The sequence below is a fragment of the Bradyrhizobium sp. HKCCYLS3077 genome, from assembly GCF_051167555.1.
GTDB lineage: Bacteria > Pseudomonadota > Alphaproteobacteria > Rhizobiales > Xanthobacteraceae > Bradyrhizobium.
The window spans coordinates 314174-331536 of sequence record NZ_JBNPTH010000003.1; the positions used below are offsets into that span (position 1 = coordinate 314174).

15 protein-coding genes are annotated in these 17363 nt (G+C 66.3%); 8 read left to right on the forward strand and 7 right to left on the reverse strand.

From position 1 onward, the window contains the following. Window positions 1–422: 422 nt before the first annotated feature. Window positions 423–890: an FKBP-type peptidyl-prolyl cis-trans isomerase gene (locus ACQR0Z_RS13320; protein WP_434857160.1), complete on the forward strand. Its 468-nt coding sequence runs from the start codon at window positions 423–425 to the stop codon at window positions 888–890. Window positions 891–1258: 368 nt separating this feature from the next. Here ACQR0Z_RS13320 and ACQR0Z_RS13325 read toward each other — a convergent pair whose 3' ends face one another. Beyond that, window positions 1259–1474, reverse strand: a complete 216-nt coding sequence (locus ACQR0Z_RS13325; protein ID WP_434857159.1) for a CsbD family protein — start codon at window positions 1472–1474, stop codon at window positions 1259–1261. A 144-nt stretch (window positions 1475–1618) separates the two neighbouring features. Here ACQR0Z_RS13325 and ACQR0Z_RS13330 point away from each other — a divergent pair, with 144 nt between their 5' ends. Beyond that, entirely contained in the window at window positions 1619–2137 is a 519-nt protein-coding gene (locus ACQR0Z_RS13330; protein ID WP_434857158.1) for a cupin domain-containing protein, read from the forward strand. 140 nt (window positions 2138–2277) lie between these two features. Here the strand turns inward: ACQR0Z_RS13330 and zigA are convergent, their stop codons facing one another. Beyond that, entirely contained in the window at window positions 2278–3483 is a 1206-nt protein-coding gene (gene zigA / locus ACQR0Z_RS13335; RefSeq protein ID WP_434918919.1) for a zinc metallochaperone GTPase ZigA, read from the reverse strand. A 694-nt stretch (window positions 3484–4177) separates the two neighbouring features. Here zigA and ltrA point away from each other — a divergent pair. Beyond that, window positions 4178–5605 (forward strand): group II intron reverse transcriptase/maturase, encoded by a 1428-nt coding sequence (gene ltrA / locus ACQR0Z_RS13340; RefSeq protein WP_434918920.1) that lies wholly within the window; start codon window positions 4178–4180, stop codon window positions 5603–5605. A gap of 391 nt (window positions 5606–5996) precedes the next feature. Here the strand turns inward: ltrA and ACQR0Z_RS13345 are convergent, their stop codons facing one another. The 4 genes from ACQR0Z_RS13345 to ACQR0Z_RS13360 form a co-directional block, all read right to left on the reverse strand. Beyond that, on the reverse strand, window positions 5997–7223 hold the full coding sequence (locus ACQR0Z_RS13345) for a TadE/TadG family type IV pilus assembly protein (protein WP_434918921.1): 1227 nt from the start codon (window positions 7221–7223) through the stop codon (window positions 5997–5999). A gap of 294 nt (window positions 7224–7517) precedes the next feature. Continuing rightward, on the reverse strand, window positions 7518–8966 hold the full coding sequence (locus ACQR0Z_RS13350; RefSeq protein ID WP_434918922.1) for an MATE family efflux transporter: 1449 nt from the start codon (window positions 8964–8966) through the stop codon (window positions 7518–7520). 139 nt (window positions 8967–9105) lie between these two features. Continuing rightward, complete coding sequence (locus ACQR0Z_RS13355; protein WP_434918923.1) at window positions 9106–10281, reverse strand: hypothetical protein; 1176 nt, start codon at window positions 10279–10281, stop codon at window positions 9106–9108. Beyond that, window positions 10278–10979 carry a FecR family protein gene (locus tag ACQR0Z_RS13360; protein WP_434918924.1) on the reverse strand — a complete coding sequence of 234 codons (702 nt, stop codon included), beginning with the start codon at window positions 10977–10979 and terminating at the stop codon, window positions 10278–10280. The genes ACQR0Z_RS13355 and ACQR0Z_RS13360 overlap by 4 nt, the downstream gene beginning before the upstream one ends. A 132-nt stretch (window positions 10980–11111) precedes the next feature. Between ACQR0Z_RS13360 and ACQR0Z_RS13365 the strand changes: the two genes are divergently transcribed. Further along, window positions 11112–12446 (forward strand): glycosyltransferase family 39 protein, encoded by a 1335-nt coding sequence (locus ACQR0Z_RS13365; protein WP_434918925.1) that lies wholly within the window; start codon window positions 11112–11114, stop codon window positions 12444–12446. A 114-nt stretch (window positions 12447–12560) separates the two neighbouring features. Then, window positions 12561–14159 (forward strand): ATP-binding protein, encoded by a 1599-nt coding sequence (locus ACQR0Z_RS13370; RefSeq protein ID WP_434918926.1) that lies wholly within the window; start codon window positions 12561–12563, stop codon window positions 14157–14159. Between the two features lie 3 nt (window positions 14160–14162). Here ACQR0Z_RS13370 and ACQR0Z_RS13375 read toward each other — a convergent pair whose 3' ends face one another. Then, complete coding sequence (locus ACQR0Z_RS13375; RefSeq protein ID WP_434857150.1) at window positions 14163–14810, reverse strand: OmpA family protein; 648 nt, start codon at window positions 14808–14810, stop codon at window positions 14163–14165. A 375-nt stretch (window positions 14811–15185) separates the two neighbouring features. Between ACQR0Z_RS13375 and ACQR0Z_RS13380 the strand changes: the two genes are divergently transcribed. The 3 genes from ACQR0Z_RS13380 (at window position 15186) to ACQR0Z_RS13390 (ending at window position 17327) form a co-directional block, all read left to right on the forward strand. Beyond that, window positions 15186–15416, forward strand: a complete 231-nt coding sequence (locus ACQR0Z_RS13380) for a hypothetical protein (protein ID WP_434918927.1) — start codon at window positions 15186–15188, stop codon at window positions 15414–15416. 61 nt (window positions 15417–15477) lie between these two features. Then, on the forward strand, window positions 15478–16644 hold the full coding sequence (locus ACQR0Z_RS13385) for a winged helix-turn-helix domain-containing protein (RefSeq protein WP_434918928.1): 1167 nt from the start codon (window positions 15478–15480) through the stop codon (window positions 16642–16644). A 125-nt stretch (window positions 16645–16769) separates the two neighbouring features. Further along, on the forward strand, window positions 16770–17327 hold the full coding sequence (locus tag ACQR0Z_RS13390; RefSeq protein WP_434918929.1) for a TetR/AcrR family transcriptional regulator: 558 nt from the start codon (window positions 16770–16772) through the stop codon (window positions 17325–17327). Window positions 17328–17363: the final 36 nt, after the last annotated feature.

The window sequence follows — 17363 nt, forward strand, 5'->3', positions numbered from 1 at the left end:
CCGGCATTCCCTGCGCGATGGTCTTCACGCTTATACGCAGTCTCCCTGGTGCGCCGGGCTTGTTGGCCACCATCACCACGCGGCACGTCAGTGCCATCGCGGCTTGATACCAGCATCGGGGTATCAGGACGCTGCGACTTCACGTCCGCGCCAGATCGTTCGTCCGCGCCCTCGTTGCCGAGGAACGCTGCGATCTCTCGCGGCCACCGCATCCCCGCCTCGCGTGTCGTGACGATCGCGCGCAACGCCCCTCTGCGGTGAGGCGGGATGCGCGCATACAATCATGATTTCCGATTTATAGCAAGAAGATTTTATTTTCCGGAATTTGAGGCGCGTTCCGCCGCGGCCCTCGCAGGCTGGTCAGCCGCGGCGGCTTGCGCTAAACCCCGGCTCCCGTAACCGAGCAGAGGCAGTCTGGACATATGCGGCGTCCGATGACGAGAAGAGTTGCGCTGATGGCGGCGGTGACAACCGCGGCCGGCGCCTGGCTGGGCTCTCAGCGAGCCTCGGCGCAGACCAGTTCCCAACCGACAGGAAAGACCATGACCACTCCCTCCGGACTGCAGATCATCGACACCAAGGAAGGCACCGGCGCGACGCCGGCCCGCGGCCAGACCTGCGTGATGCACTACACCGGCTGGCTGTATGAGAACGGCCAGAAGGGTAAGAAATTCGACTCCTCGGTCGACCGCAACGAGCCGTTCGAATTCCCGATCGGCATGAAGCGCGTGATCGCCGGCTGGGACGAGGGCGTCGCCACCATGAAGGTCGGCGGCAAGCGCACCCTGATCATCCCGCCGGAGCTCGGCTATGGCGCCCGCGGCGCCGGCGGCGTCATCCCGCCGAACGCGACGCTGATGTTCGACGTGGAATTGCTGGGCGTGAAGTAGGGGGCGTGAGTCACGGCTGCTGCCCCACAGCATCAGCAGAGCGCGGTGCTGATTAACGAGCCCTCTCCCAGAAGGGGAGAGGGCTCTGTATCGGGCAGCGATAGGCTATTGATCTTGCAGATCATGTAGGGTGGGCACCCGCCCGCAGGGCGGGTGCGTGCCCACCGTCGATCGGCAGAGGTGGTCGGGATGGTGGGCAACGGCGGGTGGCAGCTGCGCCTTGATCGAACTAGCTCGGCGCCTTTGCCCACCCTACAGATCACAACTAATAAACAGGCAAAGCCGGCCCCGTGAGGAGCCGGCTTTGGGATCTCGCTCCGACCGCGATCAGCAGCGCCACATCAGCAACGCGCCGTCGCTCACCTCGCTCAGAGGTTCTTGTTGGCAGCGCCGGCGGCGGTGTTCACCGCGTCCTTGGTGGCCTGCTTGGCATCGCCCAGCGCCTGCTGGCCCTTGCCCTTCACTTCCTGGATGGCGCCTTCGCCCTGCAGACGCTCGTTGCCGGTGGCTTCGCCGATACCCTGCTTGGCCTTGCCGATCGCCTCGTTGGTCGCGCCCTTGATCTTGTCCATGGTCGAACCCATCGTTGCTCTCCTGTGTGTGTGAACTTGTGCTGTCTCAACGCGGGCGCCGCGAAAAGGTTCGGCGGAACCGGAATGGCGCCGATGCGGCATTTCGGCTAGGATTCGCTGGTTCCTACCGACCATCACGAATTCGAGAAGAAGAAAATGTCAGGTTCTCACGACCACGCGCACGGGCACTCCCACGATCATGGCGACGAGCGCTGGAAGCATGACGGCGTCCGCGTCATTCCCGGCAATCAGCTCGATGGCAACGTGCCGTCGACGCCGGGGATGGATCGCAAGGCCGCGATCAATTTCGCCCGCGTCGGCGCGCAGAAGCTGTGGGCCGGCACCGTCACGATCAGGCCCGACGCCAAGACTGGCGCGCACCATCACGGCCATCTCGAAAGCGTGATCTACGTGGTCAAGGGCAAGGCGCGGATGCGCTGGGGCGAGCAGCTGCAATTCACGGCGGAAGCGGGGCCCGGCGACTTCATCTTCGTGCCGCCCTACGTGCCGCACCAGGAGATCAACGCCAGCGCCGACGAGGTGCTGGAATGCGTGCTGGTGCGCAGCGACGGCGAGGCGGTCGCGATCAACATCGACATCGAGCCGGTCGAGAAGCCGGAGACCGTGCTGTGGGTCGATCCCGTGCACCGCGATCCCGCCGAGTCGAAGTCGTAGCGCGACGCCGATTGGCGGAGCCATCTCGCGATGGCTCCGCCGGGCCGGCGGCAGCTGTACTGCCGCCTCACACGCGAAGCAGGGGCGACTGTCGCGCGTGTGTCTCGCCGCTTTGAGTTCTTAGTTCGGACCGCCGCCGATCAGGCGGCCTCGTTGGCGCGCCGCCATACCGGAAACGGATCCGACAGCCGGGCCCACGCCGCGACGTCCATCGCGGGCTTGCCCGGCAGCAGGCAGGCATCGAGCCGCGCGCTCAGGCCGGCTTCGTCCATGTTGCTGCCGATGAAAACGATCTCCTGACGGCGGTCGCCATAGATCTCGTCCCATCGCTCCACCATGCGGGCGCGCCAAATGGGATCCTCGGGCCACAGCTTCTGCGGCACCGACGCCCACCAGAAGCCGAGCGCGCTGGTGCGCACGACCGCACCGGCCTGGCTGACTTCGCCGAGCCATTGCGGCCGTGTCGCCAGCCAGAAATGCCCCTTGGCGCGGATCACCCCCGGCCATGGCTCGCGCAGGAACTGGTCGAAGCGCGCCGGGATGAACGGCCGCCGGGCGCGATAGACGAAGCTCGTGACGCCGTAGGTCTCGGTCTCCGGCGCATGGTCGGCGAAGCCGTAGAGCTCGTTGTACCAGAGCGGATGCTGCTGAGCGCGCGCGAAGTCGAAGCGGCCGGTGGCGAGCACACGTTCCAGCGGCACGCGGCCGTGGCTGGTCTCGATCAGCTCGGCATCGGGGTTGAGCGAGCAGATGATCTTGCGCGCGACGTCGCGCTGCTCGGCGCTCGCATCGTCGATCTTGTTCAGCACGACGACATCGGCGAACTCGATCTGCTCGACCAGCAGGTCGACCAGCGCGCGCGTGTCGCCCTCCAGCGCCTCGCCGCGCTGCGCGAGGAAGTCGGACGAGCCGTAGTCCTTGAGCAGGTTCACCGCGTCGACCACGGTCACCATGGTGTCGAGCCGGGCGACGTCTGACAGGCTCACGCCGTGTTCGTCGCGGAAGTCGAAGGTCGCGGCGACGGGGAGCGGCTCGGAAATCCCGGTGGATTCGATCACGAGATAGTCGAAGCGGCCGCTTTCGGCGAGCGCGCGGACCTCCTTCAGCAGGTCGTCTCGCAAGGTGCAGCAGATGCAGCCATTGGTCATTTCGACGAGCTGCTCATCCGTCCGCGAAAGATTGGCACCGCCATCGCGAACGAGATCCGCATCGATGTTCACCTCGCTCATGTCGTTCACGATCACCGCCACTTTCAGACCCTGGCGGTTGTTCAGGACGTGGTTCAGCAAAGTAGTCTTCCCAGCCCCAAGGAAGCCGGACAAGACCGTGACGGGGAGTTTGCGCATCGAGATCGAACAGCCTCTTCAGGGGGAGCGGACGGTGCCGGCGAGGTGGCATGTGGGCTCTGATGTGATGTTATAACATAACATCTTCAGAAAGGCTGGGTGTGTCAAGGGAGGGGTGGTGACGAAGGCGTGAGGAAGCGTCTTGGGAGACCCGGGGGACCTGCGGTGTCCGGAGGTGATCCCAGCTTTTGCGGACCATGTTTCGACGTCCGCTACGCATTGGCTGAAGATAGCCGATGCGTGTCCTCTGTGCTGCTACCGATCCCCTGTTGGAGCCGAGCTCTTGCGACAAGGAGGTGAGCTCCCCTCCCCCTTGCGGGGAGGGGGCGGGGGTGGTGTGCCGAGTATGAACGACAGCTTGGAGGTGGAAGTCCTCTATCCAGCCTGATGGCGGCGAAGGATTAGCGAAGCGCAAGGGCGTCATCGCGAGGTGGGGTCTGAAGACAGCGTGGAGCAAAGCCGCGGCCCGATGAACAAACAGCGGATGCGAGGCCTACCCGCCCGGACGAGCGAGCCACCAATCGCGAAGTCCACGGTCATCAAGGGGCGGGGTGGTATATCCGACGGGGATGCGGTGAAGGCGGTCGGTCTTACCTCGGGAGATCTGCGTCGTGTCCCGGCAACGGGACTGGGGTCGTCGCAAGACGATCTGACCGCGGCGCAGAAGTCAGCAGAGGGCGTAGTAGGCGGTAGCGTGCCGCTGAAGGCCCGAACGATGGAAGTGGTCAGTAGAGCGGTGATCTCGCACGATCCAATGCGGCCGGAAGATCAGAGCAATCTGAACCCTCGCCTCGGACCGAGGGGGGAAGCCCCGCGTGCCGGCGCCGGGGAGGCCGAAGCTCGTGCGGCGTTGACCTGCCTCGAACGCCCGGCGGTCGCGGGACCGTCGATGGAAAGGATCGTCGCACGTGAGAACCTGAAGAAGGCATTGGATCGGGTGAAGCGCAACAAGGGCGCGGCGGGGGTCGACGGGATGACCGTGGGCGACCTGCCGGCCTACCTGAAGGCAAACTGGCTCACGATCCGGGCTCAGCTGCTCGATGGCACCTACAAGCCGCAGCCGGTGCGGCGTGTCGAGATCCCGAAGGCCTCGGGCGGCGTTCGGCTGCTCGGCATCCCGACGGTTGTCGACCGCTTCATCCAGCAGGCGGTGTTGCAGGTGCTGCAGGGCGAATGGGACCGGACGTTCTCCGATGCGAGCTTCGGCTTCAGGCCGGGCCGCTCGGCGCATCAGGCGGTGACGAAGGCGCAGGCGTACATCGCGTCCCGGCACCGCATCGTGGTGGATATCGACCTGGAGAAGTTCTTCGACCGGGTCAACCACGACATCCTGATGGGGCTGGTTGCCAAACGGGTCGCTGACAAGCGTCTTCTGAAGCTGATCCGCGGCTTCTTGACTGCGGGTGTGCTGGAGGGAGGGCTGGTCAGCCCGACGGAGGAAGGCACGCCGCAAGGCGGGCCGCTCTCGCCGCTGCTGTCGAACCTGATGCTGGACGTGCTGGACAAGGAACTGGAGAGGCGAGGCCATCGCTTCGTGCGCTATGCCGACGACTGCAACATCTATGTGCGCAGTCGGAAGGCGGGCGAGCGGGTGATGACGAGCATCGAGACGTTCCTGGAACGGCGCCTCAAGCTCAAGGTGAACAGGGCCAAGAGCGCGGTCGCCAGGCCGAGCCATCGCAAGTTCCTGGGCTTCAGCTTCACGCAGGGGAGAAAGCCGCGCCGGCGCATCGCGCCCGAGGCAATCGCCCGCTGCAAGGCCAGAGTTCGGGAACTGACGTGGCGACGATCTGGCCGAAGCCTCGCGCAGATCATCGAGAAACTGTCGCTGTACCTGAAGGGATGGCGCGGCTACTTCGGATTCTGCGAGACGCCGTCGGTGTTGCGCAAGCTGGATGAGTGGATCAGGCGGCGGTTGCGCGCCGTCGTCTGGACCCAATGGAAGCACGGTCGTACTCGCTTCGACGAGCTGCAACGCTGCGGCGTTGGCCGGGAGCTGGCGCTCAAAACCGCTGGCAACCCACGTGGCCCTTGGCGGCTCGCGAACAGTGCCGGGCTGACCATGGCTCTCCCAAACGTCTTCTTCGTATCACGCGGCTTGCCTTACCTCGCACCCCGCTGAACCGCTCAATCTGTCGAACCGCCGTATACGTGACCCGTACGTACGGTGGTGTGGGAGGGGAGGAGTCGCGAGACTCCCCCCTATCCCGATGGGGTCTCCGAGCGCTGAAGCAAGTAAGTGGCACGCTTTTAAGATGCTGTCGTCTGCGTGCCTAGCGACAGCGCGACGCTGCATCGACAAGGCCGGAACAATTATTGGCAGCGGAGTTCGCGGACCCCCACCCCCGACCCCTCCCCGCAAGGGGGAGGGGAGCGCACCTTTCGCGCGATGAGCGCGGGCTGCCCCTTGCCCAACCCTCTCCCCGTGAAGAACGGGGAGAGGGGGCGCAGCGGCGCTCGAGGCGACAGCTCGCGCGACGACAACGATACGCGCCGCCCATGCGAACAATCAACTACCTCGCCAGATATGCCGTCCCCACCGGCCCGGTCGTGACCGACATCGACAGCGCGCCGGGGCCGATGGTCCAGTTGGTCTGGTTGAGGGTGAGCGTGTTGAACACCATGGTGACGCTGTTGCTGCTCATCGTCGAGACCGAGTTGATGGTGACGTTGCGGCTCGGCAGGTACATCAGGCCGGTGTAGGACGAGCTGCTGCTGCCGTTGATCGGCAGATTCGTGGTCGACAGCCCGTTGGGCTCGTAGATCAGGATGTTGGCGTAGGTGCCGGTGGTCGGCGCCGACAGCGTGGCGTTGACGTTGCCGTTGAAGGTGAGCGTGGCGTTCTGGTCGGCGAGATAGAAGGTGACGCCGTTGCCGGTGACCGTCCATCCCGAGTTGAAGGTCATCGTGCCCTTGACGATGTAGAGGCCCGGGCTGAGCGTCAGCGTGCCCGAGCCGTTGAAGTTGGTCGAGCCGCAATAGACGCCGGGGCTGAGCGTCACCGAGCCGGGATCGTAGGTCCTGTTATTGGTGGTGCAGGCGCCCACGGTGACGACCGGCAGCTTGCCGGCAAACGGATCGGCAATCGCGGCGCAGCCGGTCTCGACCGGCGGATTGGCGCCGCCATTCTTGGTGATGTTGTTGCCCTTCACGCAGATCCGCTTGGCGTTCAAGGTCGCGTTGAACATCGCGGCCGGCGTCTGCGTCGACAGCACGTGGATCTCGCACCCCGGCGCATTGAGCTGGGCGCCGGAATTGACCAGCAGCGATTGCGAATTGATCGTGCTGACGAGCAGGATGCAGACCGGCGACTTGCCCTGCGCGCCCGGCTTCGCCGTGGCGGATGCCCTCACGCCGAGCGATGACGTGCCCATCACGTTCAGGAACGACGTCTTCACCGTGGTCGTGGCGCTGCCCGACAGCGAGCCGTCGGCATTGGCCGAGAAGGTCGCCGAGGCGCCGCTGCCGAAGCGGTCCCTGATGCTGCCCGAGAACATCGCGCTCGCGGTCGAGACCTGCTGCGCGCTGGCCTGGGTGACGCCCGCGAGGACCGCGGCATCGACCGCCTTCTGCAACTGGGCCTTGGTGTCGCCGGTCTTGGCGAAGTCGACGGCGGCGCCGACCGACACCAGGATCGGAATGCTGGTGATTGCGAAGATCATGCTGATCTGGCCGTCATTGGCGCGCCAGAAGTTGCGGCCGAGCCGGCGAAGAGCCGTTGGCGAGAAAGATGCCGTCATGTGCAACGCTTCCTGCTGGTTGATATCGGGAGCTCTGCGCCGCCGCGTGCGAGCTCCTGAGCCTTAGGAAGTGACGGTGAGACATTACCGCGTTCTGAATCCGGTTCCAGAAAGGAGGGCGGACGCACGGAGGCAGGACGCGACGGTTATCAGTCTGTTTGTCAGATCGACGAGAGCTGCGTGTTGGCACCACCCGCCGGTGGTGCGCGCGCAAATTGCTTGTCTCAGGCGGTGTGGAGAGGGCAACTTGTTAGTTGCAGTTCGTCGCGTTGCGCTCGATCGTCGCTACGCTGTTCACGGTGCAGCCGGTCGCCAGATCCGCGGCGCGAGCACGAGGCTGCACACCAAGGCGTAGGCGAGCAGCGACAGCGCAACCATCGCGGCAAGTGAGGCCATGCCGCCGCCGAGCATGCTGATGGCGATGAAGCCGCCGCCTGCGGCGATGAGGATGCGGATGGCCGAGCCGATGAATGGCCACAGCACGTGGCCGGCGCCCTGGCCGGCAAACGCGAGCACGAAGCCGAAGCCGAGCGCGGCATAGGCCGGCGCCACCGTGCGCAGATAGATCGCGCCCTCGCGCAGCACGTCCGCATCATGGCTGAACAGCGCCAGCCAGAGCGGCGGATGTAGCGCCACGAGGCAGCCGATCGCGCCGACCAGGGCTGCGCCGGTCAGCGCCGAGGTGAGCGCGATGCGGCGGGCGCGGGCGTGCTGGCCGGCGCCGACATTGATGCCGACCATGGTCAGGGTCGCCGTGCACAGGCCGAACAGGATCGGGATCATGATGTAGTCGAGCCGCGAGGCGATGCCGTAGGCGGCGAGCTCTGATGTGCCGAAGCGGCCGGCCAGCGCCGTCACCAGGATCACGGTGAGGTTGACCAGCACCGCGTTGAGCGCCGTCGGCAGGCCGACCTTGAGGATGTCGGCGAACAGCCGGAGCTGCAGCGGCGCGACGCGCACATGCAGGCTGGAGCGGCCCGAGGCCATGGTGCGCACCAGCACCAGCATGGCGCCACAATAATACAGCCCGAAGGCGATGCCGGCGCCGGCGATGCCGAGCCCCGGCAGCGGCCCGAGGCCGAAGATCAGGATCGGCGAGGCCGGGATCATCAGCACGGCGCCGACCAGCGTGACCAGCGCGGGCACCCGGACATTGCCGGCGCCGCGCAGCGCGGCGGCCTGCAGATTGACGATCCAGACCGGAATGGCGCCGGCGAACAGGTAGTTCGAGTAGCGCAGCGCCGCCTCGAGCGCGCCGGCGCGGCCGCCGAGCGCGTGGTACAGCGCCGGGCCGAACAACGCCGTGAGCAGCGTGAACAGGCCGCCCGCGATCACCGCCAGCACGATGGCGTGGAACGCGATCGCGTCGGCGTCGGGATTGCGGCCGGCGCCGATGGCGCGGGCGACCGCCGAGGACACGCCGCTGCCGATGCCGCCATTCGACATCATCGTCATCAGCATGAAGATCGGGAACACCAGCGCGGCGCCGGCCAGCGCGTCGGTGCCGAGGAATCCGACATAATAGGCCTCGGCGACGTTGACCGCGGTCTGCGCCACCAGCACCGACATCGTCGGCAGCGCCAGCCGCGCCAGCGTCGGCAGCACCGGGCCGGACAGCAGCGCGGCGCGGGTCGCGGCGGCCTTGGCGCGGGAGGGATCGGGAGGCGGCGCGGCGGCGGGAGGCGTGTCCCGTGACGCGGAAGGGGCGGCGGCCGGGCGATTTGCCTGGGTCGAGACGTCCATGCTGCCTCCGCGGGCGGGCGTGCCCGATTTGAATGATAATCATCATGCAATAGGGCCGAGGGCCGGGAGGGTCAAGCAGACCCGGCGGCGGGTCGATCATGAAGAATTGAAGGGGCAGCCAGCCGGCCCGATGACGCGGCTAGTAGTGAATGCGCAGGCCGATGCCGCCGTGCATGGTGTTGCCGACCGGCTGCGGGCCGAGCGTGCCGTTGACGAAGAGGTCGGCGACCCAGCCCTTCTGCAGGCGGAAGCCCAGCCGGCCGCCAACTTCGAACCAGCCCTGGTTGCCCATGGTGGGCGTCACCGTGCCGGTGCCGGTCACGGTGGCGACGATGCCGGAGCGCGTGGCGAAGGACTGCACGTAGCCGCCATTGATGTTGGCCTCGATGCTCGTGCCGAACAGATGCGTCCACTGGCCGCCGATCTTGACGAGGCTGGTGCGGTCGGTGCCGCCGGCGATCGACGCGTCGAACGGATTGAAGGCGGCGGCGGGATCGCGATAGCCGGCGACGTGCTGCCAGAGCTGCCACAGTTCGACCGAGGCGGCGAGCTCGTCGCGCGGCGACATCCGGCTGATCCAGCCGGCACGGCCGTAGACCGCATAGTTCGACGCCGTCGTCACGCCGTCGACCGACACGTTGCCGAGGCTGGTCGCGTAGCTGCGGCCGTAGCGCACCTTCTCATAGGGCGTCAGGATGGTGCCGATGTCGAAGAACGGCCGCGACGCGCCCCAGTCGGTGAAATCGTAGCGCAGCGCGAAGGCGCCGATCGGCGCCGACGTCACGTGATAGCCGTTCTCGTTGTAATGGGTGTAGGCGAGGCCGGCGAGCAGCGCGAGATTGCTGGTCAGCTGCTTGCGGCCGTGAATGCCCGCGGAGAACGAGCCGGCCGAGCCGAACGCGCTGATGCAGTCGTTGCAATTGACCTGCTCGTTCACCCCCAGCAGCACCAGGCCGAGCACGCGGTTCGTGATCATCTGGTTGAAGCGCTGGTCCGCGAGACTGTTGATGGCGGCCGCGCTGTTGCCCGCGCCCGTGGGGGTCGGCGTCGGTGTCGGTGACACCGAAGGTGACGGCGTCGGCGTCGATGTCGGGCTGGGCGTCGGGGTTGGTGTCGGTGTCGGTGTCGCGGTGGGAGACGGCGAGGGCGAGGGTGAAGGCGAGGGTGTCGGGCACGCCGCCGCGGCGGCGAAATTGTCGACGCCGCCGCAGCTCTGCGCCGCGGCGGGTGCCGCCTGCATCACGAGCGCGAGCGCACCGCCGGCGAGGGCGAGCAGCAAAGATGTGAGCGGGCCCGCGCGCATCCGCATCGTCATCGCCCGCACAGAATGCCGGTGAAGTCCTGCGGCGGCGCGTTGCTGGCGAGATCGGTCACCGTGCACAGGCCCGAGGTCGAGCCGCAGGTCGCCGCGAAGCTCCAGGACGGATTGCTGGTCTTCTTGATCGAACTCCGGCCATTGCCGGTGGCGGTAATGATCGCGGTATCGCCCGGCTGGGTCAGCTCGAGGCATTGAAAGGTGAGGGTGCAGACGCGCGAGGCGCCCTCCTGCAGCACGACCATGGTCTGGCCGCGTTGCGACCTGATGTCGAGAATGGTGCCGCGGACGCCGATCGTGGCGAGCGGCGTGTTGATCTTGTAGGCGGCCTTCTCCGAATGACCGGTGACGAAGCGGAACGCGCCGGTGCCGAGCCGGATCGCGATGTCGCGATAGCTGGTCTCGTCATTGAACACGGTGCGGTCGAGCGTCAGGCTGGCATTGGCGCCGAGCGAGAGATTGGTGCTGTCGATCATGACGAGGCGCGCGGCGCTGTCGGCACCGGTCCGCACCGTCTCGTTGCGCACCACGCCGTCGCCGACATTGATCGGGCTCGTCGACGCGCCGGCGATGCGCAGCACATCCTTCTGCACCAGCACCGCCTCGCCGATGCGCGTGTCGGCACAGGCGCCGCTCGCGGCACCCAGCAGGGCGGCGACGGACAGCGCAGCAACATATGTTCGGCGACGCAGATTCATATCCACACCGAAGATCGTTCCCGAGCCAATCTAGCTGAAGACGATCGGCGAGGTTGTTGTAAAATGGACACAAGTTTGCCTCGATGCGTCGATGGTGTTTAGTTGCACAGCCAACCGGATTAGTTCATTCGCATGCGCGTGAAGGGTGCCGTTGCCGATCGTGACGACGATGAGGACGCGGTCGATGCTGCGCCGGAGGGCGCGCTGTCGGCCCGCCGCTCCGCGCTGACGGCACTCCTGATCTTCTTCGTCGCCCATGTCGTGCTCATGGTGGGGCTGGCGTCGCCGGCAAAATTCGTCTTCGACGAGGTGCATTACGTGCCGGCGGCGCGGCAGATGCTGGGGCTGGCGCCGGCAAACCCGCAGCTCAACCCGATGCATCCGCCGCTCGCCAAGGAGCTGATCGCGCTGTCGATCAGGACGTTCGGCGACAATGCCTTCGCGTGGCGTTATCCAAGCACCGTTCTCGGCGGCCTCTCCGTCGCCGCGGTCTATCTGTGCGGTCTCGCGCTGTTCGCGGCGCAGGGACCGGCCATCGCGGCGGCGCTGCTCGCCTTCGTCAATCAGATGCTGTTCGTCCAGGCGCGCACGGCGATGCTCGACATCGGCGCGCTCGCCTTCAGCCTGCTCGCGATCGCCGCGTTCCTGTTCGCCTACCGGCAGCGACGGCCGCAAGCTCTGTTTGCGCTCAGCGGAGCGCTGTTCGGTTTGTCGATCGCCTGCAAATGGAGCGGCCTGTTCCCGCTGCTGACGGCGCTGCTCATCGTCGGCCTGATCAAGCTGCTGCAGCACTGGCAGGCGTCGTTCGGCGATGCCGCGGAAACCGACTGGTATCAGCCGGAGCAATGGCCCGGATTGGGCTGGACGCAGATCGGGCTGTGCTTCGGCGCCGCGCCGCTGCTCTGCTATCTCGCGACCTTCGTTCCGTTGCATGGTCTGTCGGTCATGGCCATCTTCGAAGCGCAGCGGCGCATCTTCGCCGACAGCGTCACCACGGCGATCGCCGGCCACACCTATATGAGCGCCTGGCCGAGCTGGCCGTTCCTGGTCCGGCCGGTCTGGTTCCTGTTCGACAAGGTGAGCGACAACAGCATCGCCGCCGTGGTGCTGCTCGGCAATCCCCTGGTGCTGTGGCCTGCGCTGCCGGCGCTTGCGATCTGCCTGCGGGATTTCATCGCTTCGCGAAGCGCGACGGCGTTCCTGATTCTGGCGTTCTATCTCGGCTGCTATCTGCCCTGGGCGCTGCTGCCGCGCGCGCTGAGCTTTCTCTACTACTATCTGCCGTCGGCGACGCTCGCGAGCCTCGCGCTGGTCCATGTGCTGTTGCGCGCACCGCGCTGGGCGCTCTGGGCCTATACCGCGGTCGCGGTCGCAGGCTTCCTCGCGCTGCTGCCGGTCAGCGCGGCGTTCCTGGGAACGACGATGCAGACGTTCACGCGGCTGATGCTGTTCCAGAGCTGGATCTGAGCCCTCATCGGAACGTGAGTTCCCCTGGGTTCCCGCCGTCTGTTGCTTGACGAGACCATCCCCCGCAGCCAGTTTCGCTCTGCTTCGCGAGAAGCGTTGGGGGAGCAAGGCTCAATGTTGGGATGGCTGCAGCGGCTGCTCGATTCGTCGAGTCTGTCTCCGCACGGGATTTGTCTGCTCTGGGAACCCGAGCTGATCTGGCTGCATGTCGCGTCCGATGCCGTGATCGCCGCGGCCTATTTCTCCATTCCGGTGGTACTGACGCTGTTCGTGCTGAAGCGGCGGGATGTCGATTTCGGGTTCCTGTTCTGGGCGTTCGCGCTGTTCATCATGGCCTGCGGCGTCACCCATGTGCTGTCGATCGTCACGCTCTGGGTTCCGATCTACGGCATCGAAGGTCTGGTCAAGGCCATGACCGCGCTGGCCTCGATCCTCACCGCCGGCATCCTGTGGCCACTGCTGCCCAAGCTCCTGGCGATCCCGTCGCCCGCGCAGCTGCGCGCGGCCGAGGCGGCGCTGGTCGTCGAGAGCCGGCAGCGGCGCGAGGCCGAGGACATGCTGCGCCACGCGCAGAAGATGGAAGCCGTCGGCCAGCTGACCGGCGGCGTCGCGCATGACTTCAACAACCTGCTCACCATCATCAGCGGCAACCTGGAAATCGCCGAGCGCAGCCTGCAGGCGCAGGGCGAAGCCGCCCGCGACCGCCTCGCGCGCGCCATCGCGCATGCTGCGAATGGGGCTCAGCGCGCCGCGACCTTGACGCAGCGGCTGCTCGCCTTCGCCCGCCGCCAGCCGCTCGATCCGCGGCTGACCAACGTCAACAGGCTGCTCGCGGGCATGTCCGATTTCTTCCGGCGGACCCTGGGCGAGATGATCAGCGTGGAGGTGGTCGAAAGCGCCGGGCTGTGGCAGGTCGAGGTCGATCCGAGCCAGATGGAGGCCGCGATCCTCAACCTCGTCGTCAACGCCAAGGACGCGATGCAGGGCCAGGGCAAGCTGACGATCGAGACCTCGAACAGCTTCATCGACGAGGCCTATGCGCGGCAGCACGCCGACGTCCGGGTCGGCCAATACGTCCTGATCGCGATCACCGACTCCGGCGTCGGCATGCCGCGCGAGGTCGTGGAGAAGGCGTTCGATCCGTTCTTCACCACCAAGGAACCGGGCCAGGGCACCGGCCTCGGGCTGAGCCAGGTCTATGGCTTCGTGAAGCAGTCCGGCGGCCACGTGAACATCTACAGCGAGGTCGGCGAGGGGACGACGGTGAAGATCTATCTGCCGCGCGCGCATGCCTCCGCCGTCGAGGCGCCGGACAACCGTGCCGCGGTCGTCGGCAGTCGCGGCAGCGAGACCGTGCTCGTGGTCGAGGACGAGTCAGAGGTGCGCAGCTACATCGCCGAGACCCTGGCCGAACTCGGCTATGCCGTGCATGAGGCGCCCGATGGTCCGGCGGCGCTGGCGCTGCTGGCGCGCGAGCCGCTGGACGTCGATCTGCTGCTCACCGACATCGTGATGCCCGGCATGAACGGGCGGCAGCTGGCGGATGATCTGCGCGTCACCCGCCCGACGCTGAAGGTGCTGTTCATGACCGGCTATTCGCGCAACGCCATCGTCCATCAGGGGCGATTGGATCCGGGCGTTGCGCTGCTGCAGAAGCCGCTCAGCCGGGCGATGCTCAGCACCAAGATCCGCGAGGTGCTGGACACGCCGTGATCATTACTTCGCCGCTGCGGTCTTGGTGTCCATGTTGACGACCTGGACGCGACGATTCAGCGGATCGGCCGGGTTCGCGGTGTCCTTCAGCTTGGTCTTGCCATAGCCGACGGTGACGAGGTCCTGGCCTGTGAGGCCGTATTTGTCGACCAGAAAGCGCTTGATGGTGTCGGCGCGGCGCTCGGAGAGATCCTGGTTGAAGCTCTCGCTGCCGATGCCGTCGGTGTGGCCGGCGACGACGAAGGTCGAGCCCTTGAGGTTCGGATCCGACAGCGCCTTGCCGAGTTCCTGCACCGCCTGCATCGAGGCCTTGCTGATCTCGGCCGAGTTGTAGTCGAACTGGATCTCGAGATCGATCTTCGGCTTGGTTGCGGCGAGTTCCGCGATCTGCTCGCGCTCGCCAAGCGACAGCGAACGCGTCTTGCGATTGCGCACGCTGTCGAGCAGGGCGGCCTGCTTGGCCTGGGTTGCCGGATCGACCTGCGGCGCCGGCGTGGTCGACAGGCTGCGGGTCGCCGATTTCGGCTTGAGCGCGTTCAGGATCTGGTCGGCGGAGACCGCCTCGCCGGCGAGCGCCGCGCCCACGCTCATCGTCAACACGGCGGAAAACGCCGCCGCCCGAACTGCAAAACGTCCATAAAACGGGGTCATCGTCGTATCCTCGGGGTCTTCATGACCTATGGCCATTGGATGCGCCGACAGTAGAACCGGTTCAAAGCATCGGAATGTGATCGACGTCACGCATCGCCCTGGGAACCGGCGCGGCTCGGTCCTGCCCATGCGGCTGCGAGGTTGTCGCAATGCAATCGGCCCATGGCCGGTCTGCGAACAACAAATCGGCCAGATGCGGTTCTACCGGATATCCATCGCCGGAAAAAAATCGCAAACGAGAAGGAGCGACGCGGGCCAGCGGCGAATTAAGCGAAGAAGCGTGAACAGAAAAGCATAGCCGTGTTCAACTCATCACAGAGGCGCGACTACACGTCCCGGACGAGCTCTCCGGACCCGTCGGGATCCTCCGGTTCCATGTCGACGCTGATCGGGGCAACCATCATTGCGGCCTCGATCCTGCTGTCGACCCTGATCTCCGCCGTCGGCAATCGCTATGTCGGTCTGGAAAGTCCGTCGGAGGATACGGCCTGGCTCGTCGACCGCCTGACCGGCCGCGTCTACAAGTGTCACGCGCCGGACGCCGGCCGCGCCAGCTGCAAGTCCGAGATCGCCACCAGCAGCATCCCGGACAAGCCCAAGCAATAGGTTGGACGGCGGCGGATTGCCGTTGCGCCGATGCGGGCGAATCTCGCACGATCGCGCCGTCATGCCGTCCGTTCCCCTCCCGCTCTCGAAGACCGCCGCGCGACGGCTCTGGCTGCGCGCCCAGCGCCTCGATCAGGAGGCGCCGTTCGGTGCCGGTCCCGAAGCCGTCGCGGCCGCCGTCGCGCATCTCGGCTATGTGCAGATCGACACCATCAATGTGATCGAGCGCTGTCACCACCACATCCTGTTCAGCCGCATCCCGGCCTATCGGCGCGCCGATCTCACGCAGGCGCAGAGCGCGGACAAGACGATCTTCGAGTATTGGACGCATGCGCTGTCCTACGTTCCGGTGCAGGACTTCCGCTATTTCGTGCCCGCCATGCGGCGCTATCGCCGCGAGGGGCATCGCTGGCTGCAGACGGTGAAGCCCGAGGACAGCCGCAAGGTGATGCGGCTGATCCGGCAGGGCGGGGCGCTGACGATCCGCGACATCGACGATGACGAGCTGCGCGAGAAGGACCACGCCTGGGCGAGCCGCAAGCCGTCGAAGCGGGCGCTGCAGCTCGGCTTCTACGAGGGCGTGCTGACGGTCGCCGGCCGCGACGGCATGCTCAAGACCTATGATCTCACGACGCGGCATTTCGGCTGGGACCGGCTGCCGAAGGGCGCGACCGAGCGCGAGATCGCGGCCTATCTGCTCGATCGCGGTCTGCGTGCGCAGGGCGTCGTCAGCCTGGATTCGCTGTGCCATCTCGATGCGCCGCGCAAGGCGGATGTGCGCCGGGTGATCGATCAGCGCGTCCGGCGCGGTGAGCTCGTTCCCGTCGCGCTGGAGGGCGCCGGCAGGCACGAGCATTGGGCGGCGCCGGCCGCTCTGGAGGAGGCGATCGCGATCGACCCTGCGCGCGTGCACATCCTGTCGCCGTTCGATCCGCTGATCATCCAGCGCAAGCGGACGCAGGCGATCTTCGACTATGACCACCGCTTCGAGGCCTATGTGCCGAAGGACAAGCGGCTGTTCGGCTACTTTGCGCTACCCGTGCTGGTCGGCGAGGAGATCGTCGCGGCGCTCGATTTGAAGACCGACCGGCAGAACGGCAAGCTGCTGATGCAGCAATGGAGCTGGGTCGGCCAGGGCAAGGCGGCGCGCGGCGACCATCGCAAGGCGCTGAAGCGGACGATCGAGGACGAGCTGCACCGGTTCCAGCGGTTTCAACTGGGAGACTGACCTTGTGTCCGACGGGCGATCGGCGGGCTTGATTTGGAAACAAATGTTTCCTAAAAGAGGGCATGACGAAGCCGCAGACGAATTCATCAGAGCGCCGCGGGCCAGGCCGCCCGCGCGAGTTCGACATGGATACCGCCCTCGGCAAGGCGCTGGTGGTGTTCAGCGAGCGTGGCTACCACGGCGCCTCGCTGGCGGAATTGCGGGCTGCGATGAAGCTTGCCACCGGCAGCCTCTACAAGGCCTTCGCGGACAAGAGCGCGATTTTCCTGGCGACGCTGGACTACTACATCGCGCGCCGCGACCGGCAGCTGCGCGAGCGGCTCGATGCGCAGCACCGTGGCCGCGACAAGCTGGAGGCCTTGCTGGCATTCTATGCGGAGTACGCCAGCGACAGCGAGGGCCGGCGCGGCTGCCTCGTCGTCACCAGCGCCACCGAGCTCGCCACCTTGGATGCGGAAGCCGCGGCCAAGGTCCGCAATTCGCTGCGCCGGGTCGAGACCCTGTTGCGCGACCTGATCAGGCTCGGCCAGGCCGACGGATCGATCCGGCCGGATCTCGATGCGGAGGTCGCGGCGGGGGCTCTGTTCTGCGTCATCCAGGGCCTGCGGGTGGTCGGCAAGACCGGACGCGCCAAGAGCGAGATGACGAAGGTGGCAAAACAAGCCGCGGCCCTGTTCGCGTGATGTTGCGCGGAATTAGGAAACGTTTGTTCTATAATA

What these genes read in the sequence shown, in the direction of transcription:
- ACQR0Z_RS13390 (WP_434918929.1), top strand. Translation starts at nt 16,770, where the DNA reads ATGGATACCGCCCTCGGCAAGGCGCTGGTGGTGTTCAGCGAGCGTGGC.
- ACQR0Z_RS13365 (WP_434918925.1), top strand. Translation starts at nt 11,112, where the DNA reads ATGCGCGTGAAGGGTGCCGTTGCCGATCGTGACGACGATGAGGACGCG.
- ACQR0Z_RS13345 (WP_434918921.1), bottom strand. Translation starts at nt 7,223, where the DNA reads ATGACGGCATCTTTCTCGCCAACGGCTCTTCGCCGGCTCGGCCGCAAC.
- ACQR0Z_RS13385 (WP_434918928.1), top strand. Translation starts at nt 15,478, where the DNA reads ATGCCGTCCGTTCCCCTCCCGCTCTCGAAGACCGCCGCGCGACGGCTC.
- ACQR0Z_RS13350 (WP_434918922.1), bottom strand. Translation starts at nt 8,966, where the DNA reads ATGGACGTCTCGACCCAGGCAAATCGCCCGGCCGCCGCCCCTTCCGCG.
- ACQR0Z_RS13380 (WP_434918927.1), top strand. Translation starts at nt 15,186, where the DNA reads ATGTCGACGCTGATCGGGGCAACCATCATTGCGGCCTCGATCCTGCTG.
- ACQR0Z_RS13325 (WP_434857159.1), bottom strand. Translation starts at nt 1,474, where the DNA reads ATGGGTTCGACCATGGACAAGATCAAGGGCGCGACCAACGAGGCGATC.
- ACQR0Z_RS13355 (WP_434918923.1), bottom strand. Translation starts at nt 10,281, where the DNA reads ATGACGATGCGGATGCGCGCGGGCCCGCTCACATCTTTGCTGCTCGCC.
- ACQR0Z_RS13320 (WP_434857160.1), top strand. Translation starts at nt 423, where the DNA reads ATGCGGCGTCCGATGACGAGAAGAGTTGCGCTGATGGCGGCGGTGACA.
- ACQR0Z_RS13330 (WP_434857158.1), top strand. Translation starts at nt 1,619, where the DNA reads ATGTCAGGTTCTCACGACCACGCGCACGGGCACTCCCACGATCATGGC.
- ACQR0Z_RS13375 (WP_434857150.1), bottom strand. Translation starts at nt 14,810, where the DNA reads ATGACCCCGTTTTATGGACGTTTTGCAGTTCGGGCGGCGGCGTTTTCC.
- ACQR0Z_RS13370 (WP_434918926.1), top strand. Translation starts at nt 12,561, where the DNA reads ATGTTGGGATGGCTGCAGCGGCTGCTCGATTCGTCGAGTCTGTCTCCG.
- ACQR0Z_RS13360 (WP_434918924.1), bottom strand. Translation starts at nt 10,979, where the DNA reads ATGAATCTGCGTCGCCGAACATATGTTGCTGCGCTGTCCGTCGCCGCC.
- zigA (WP_434918919.1), bottom strand. Translation starts at nt 3,483, where the DNA reads ATGCGCAAACTCCCCGTCACGGTCTTGTCCGGCTTCCTTGGGGCTGGG.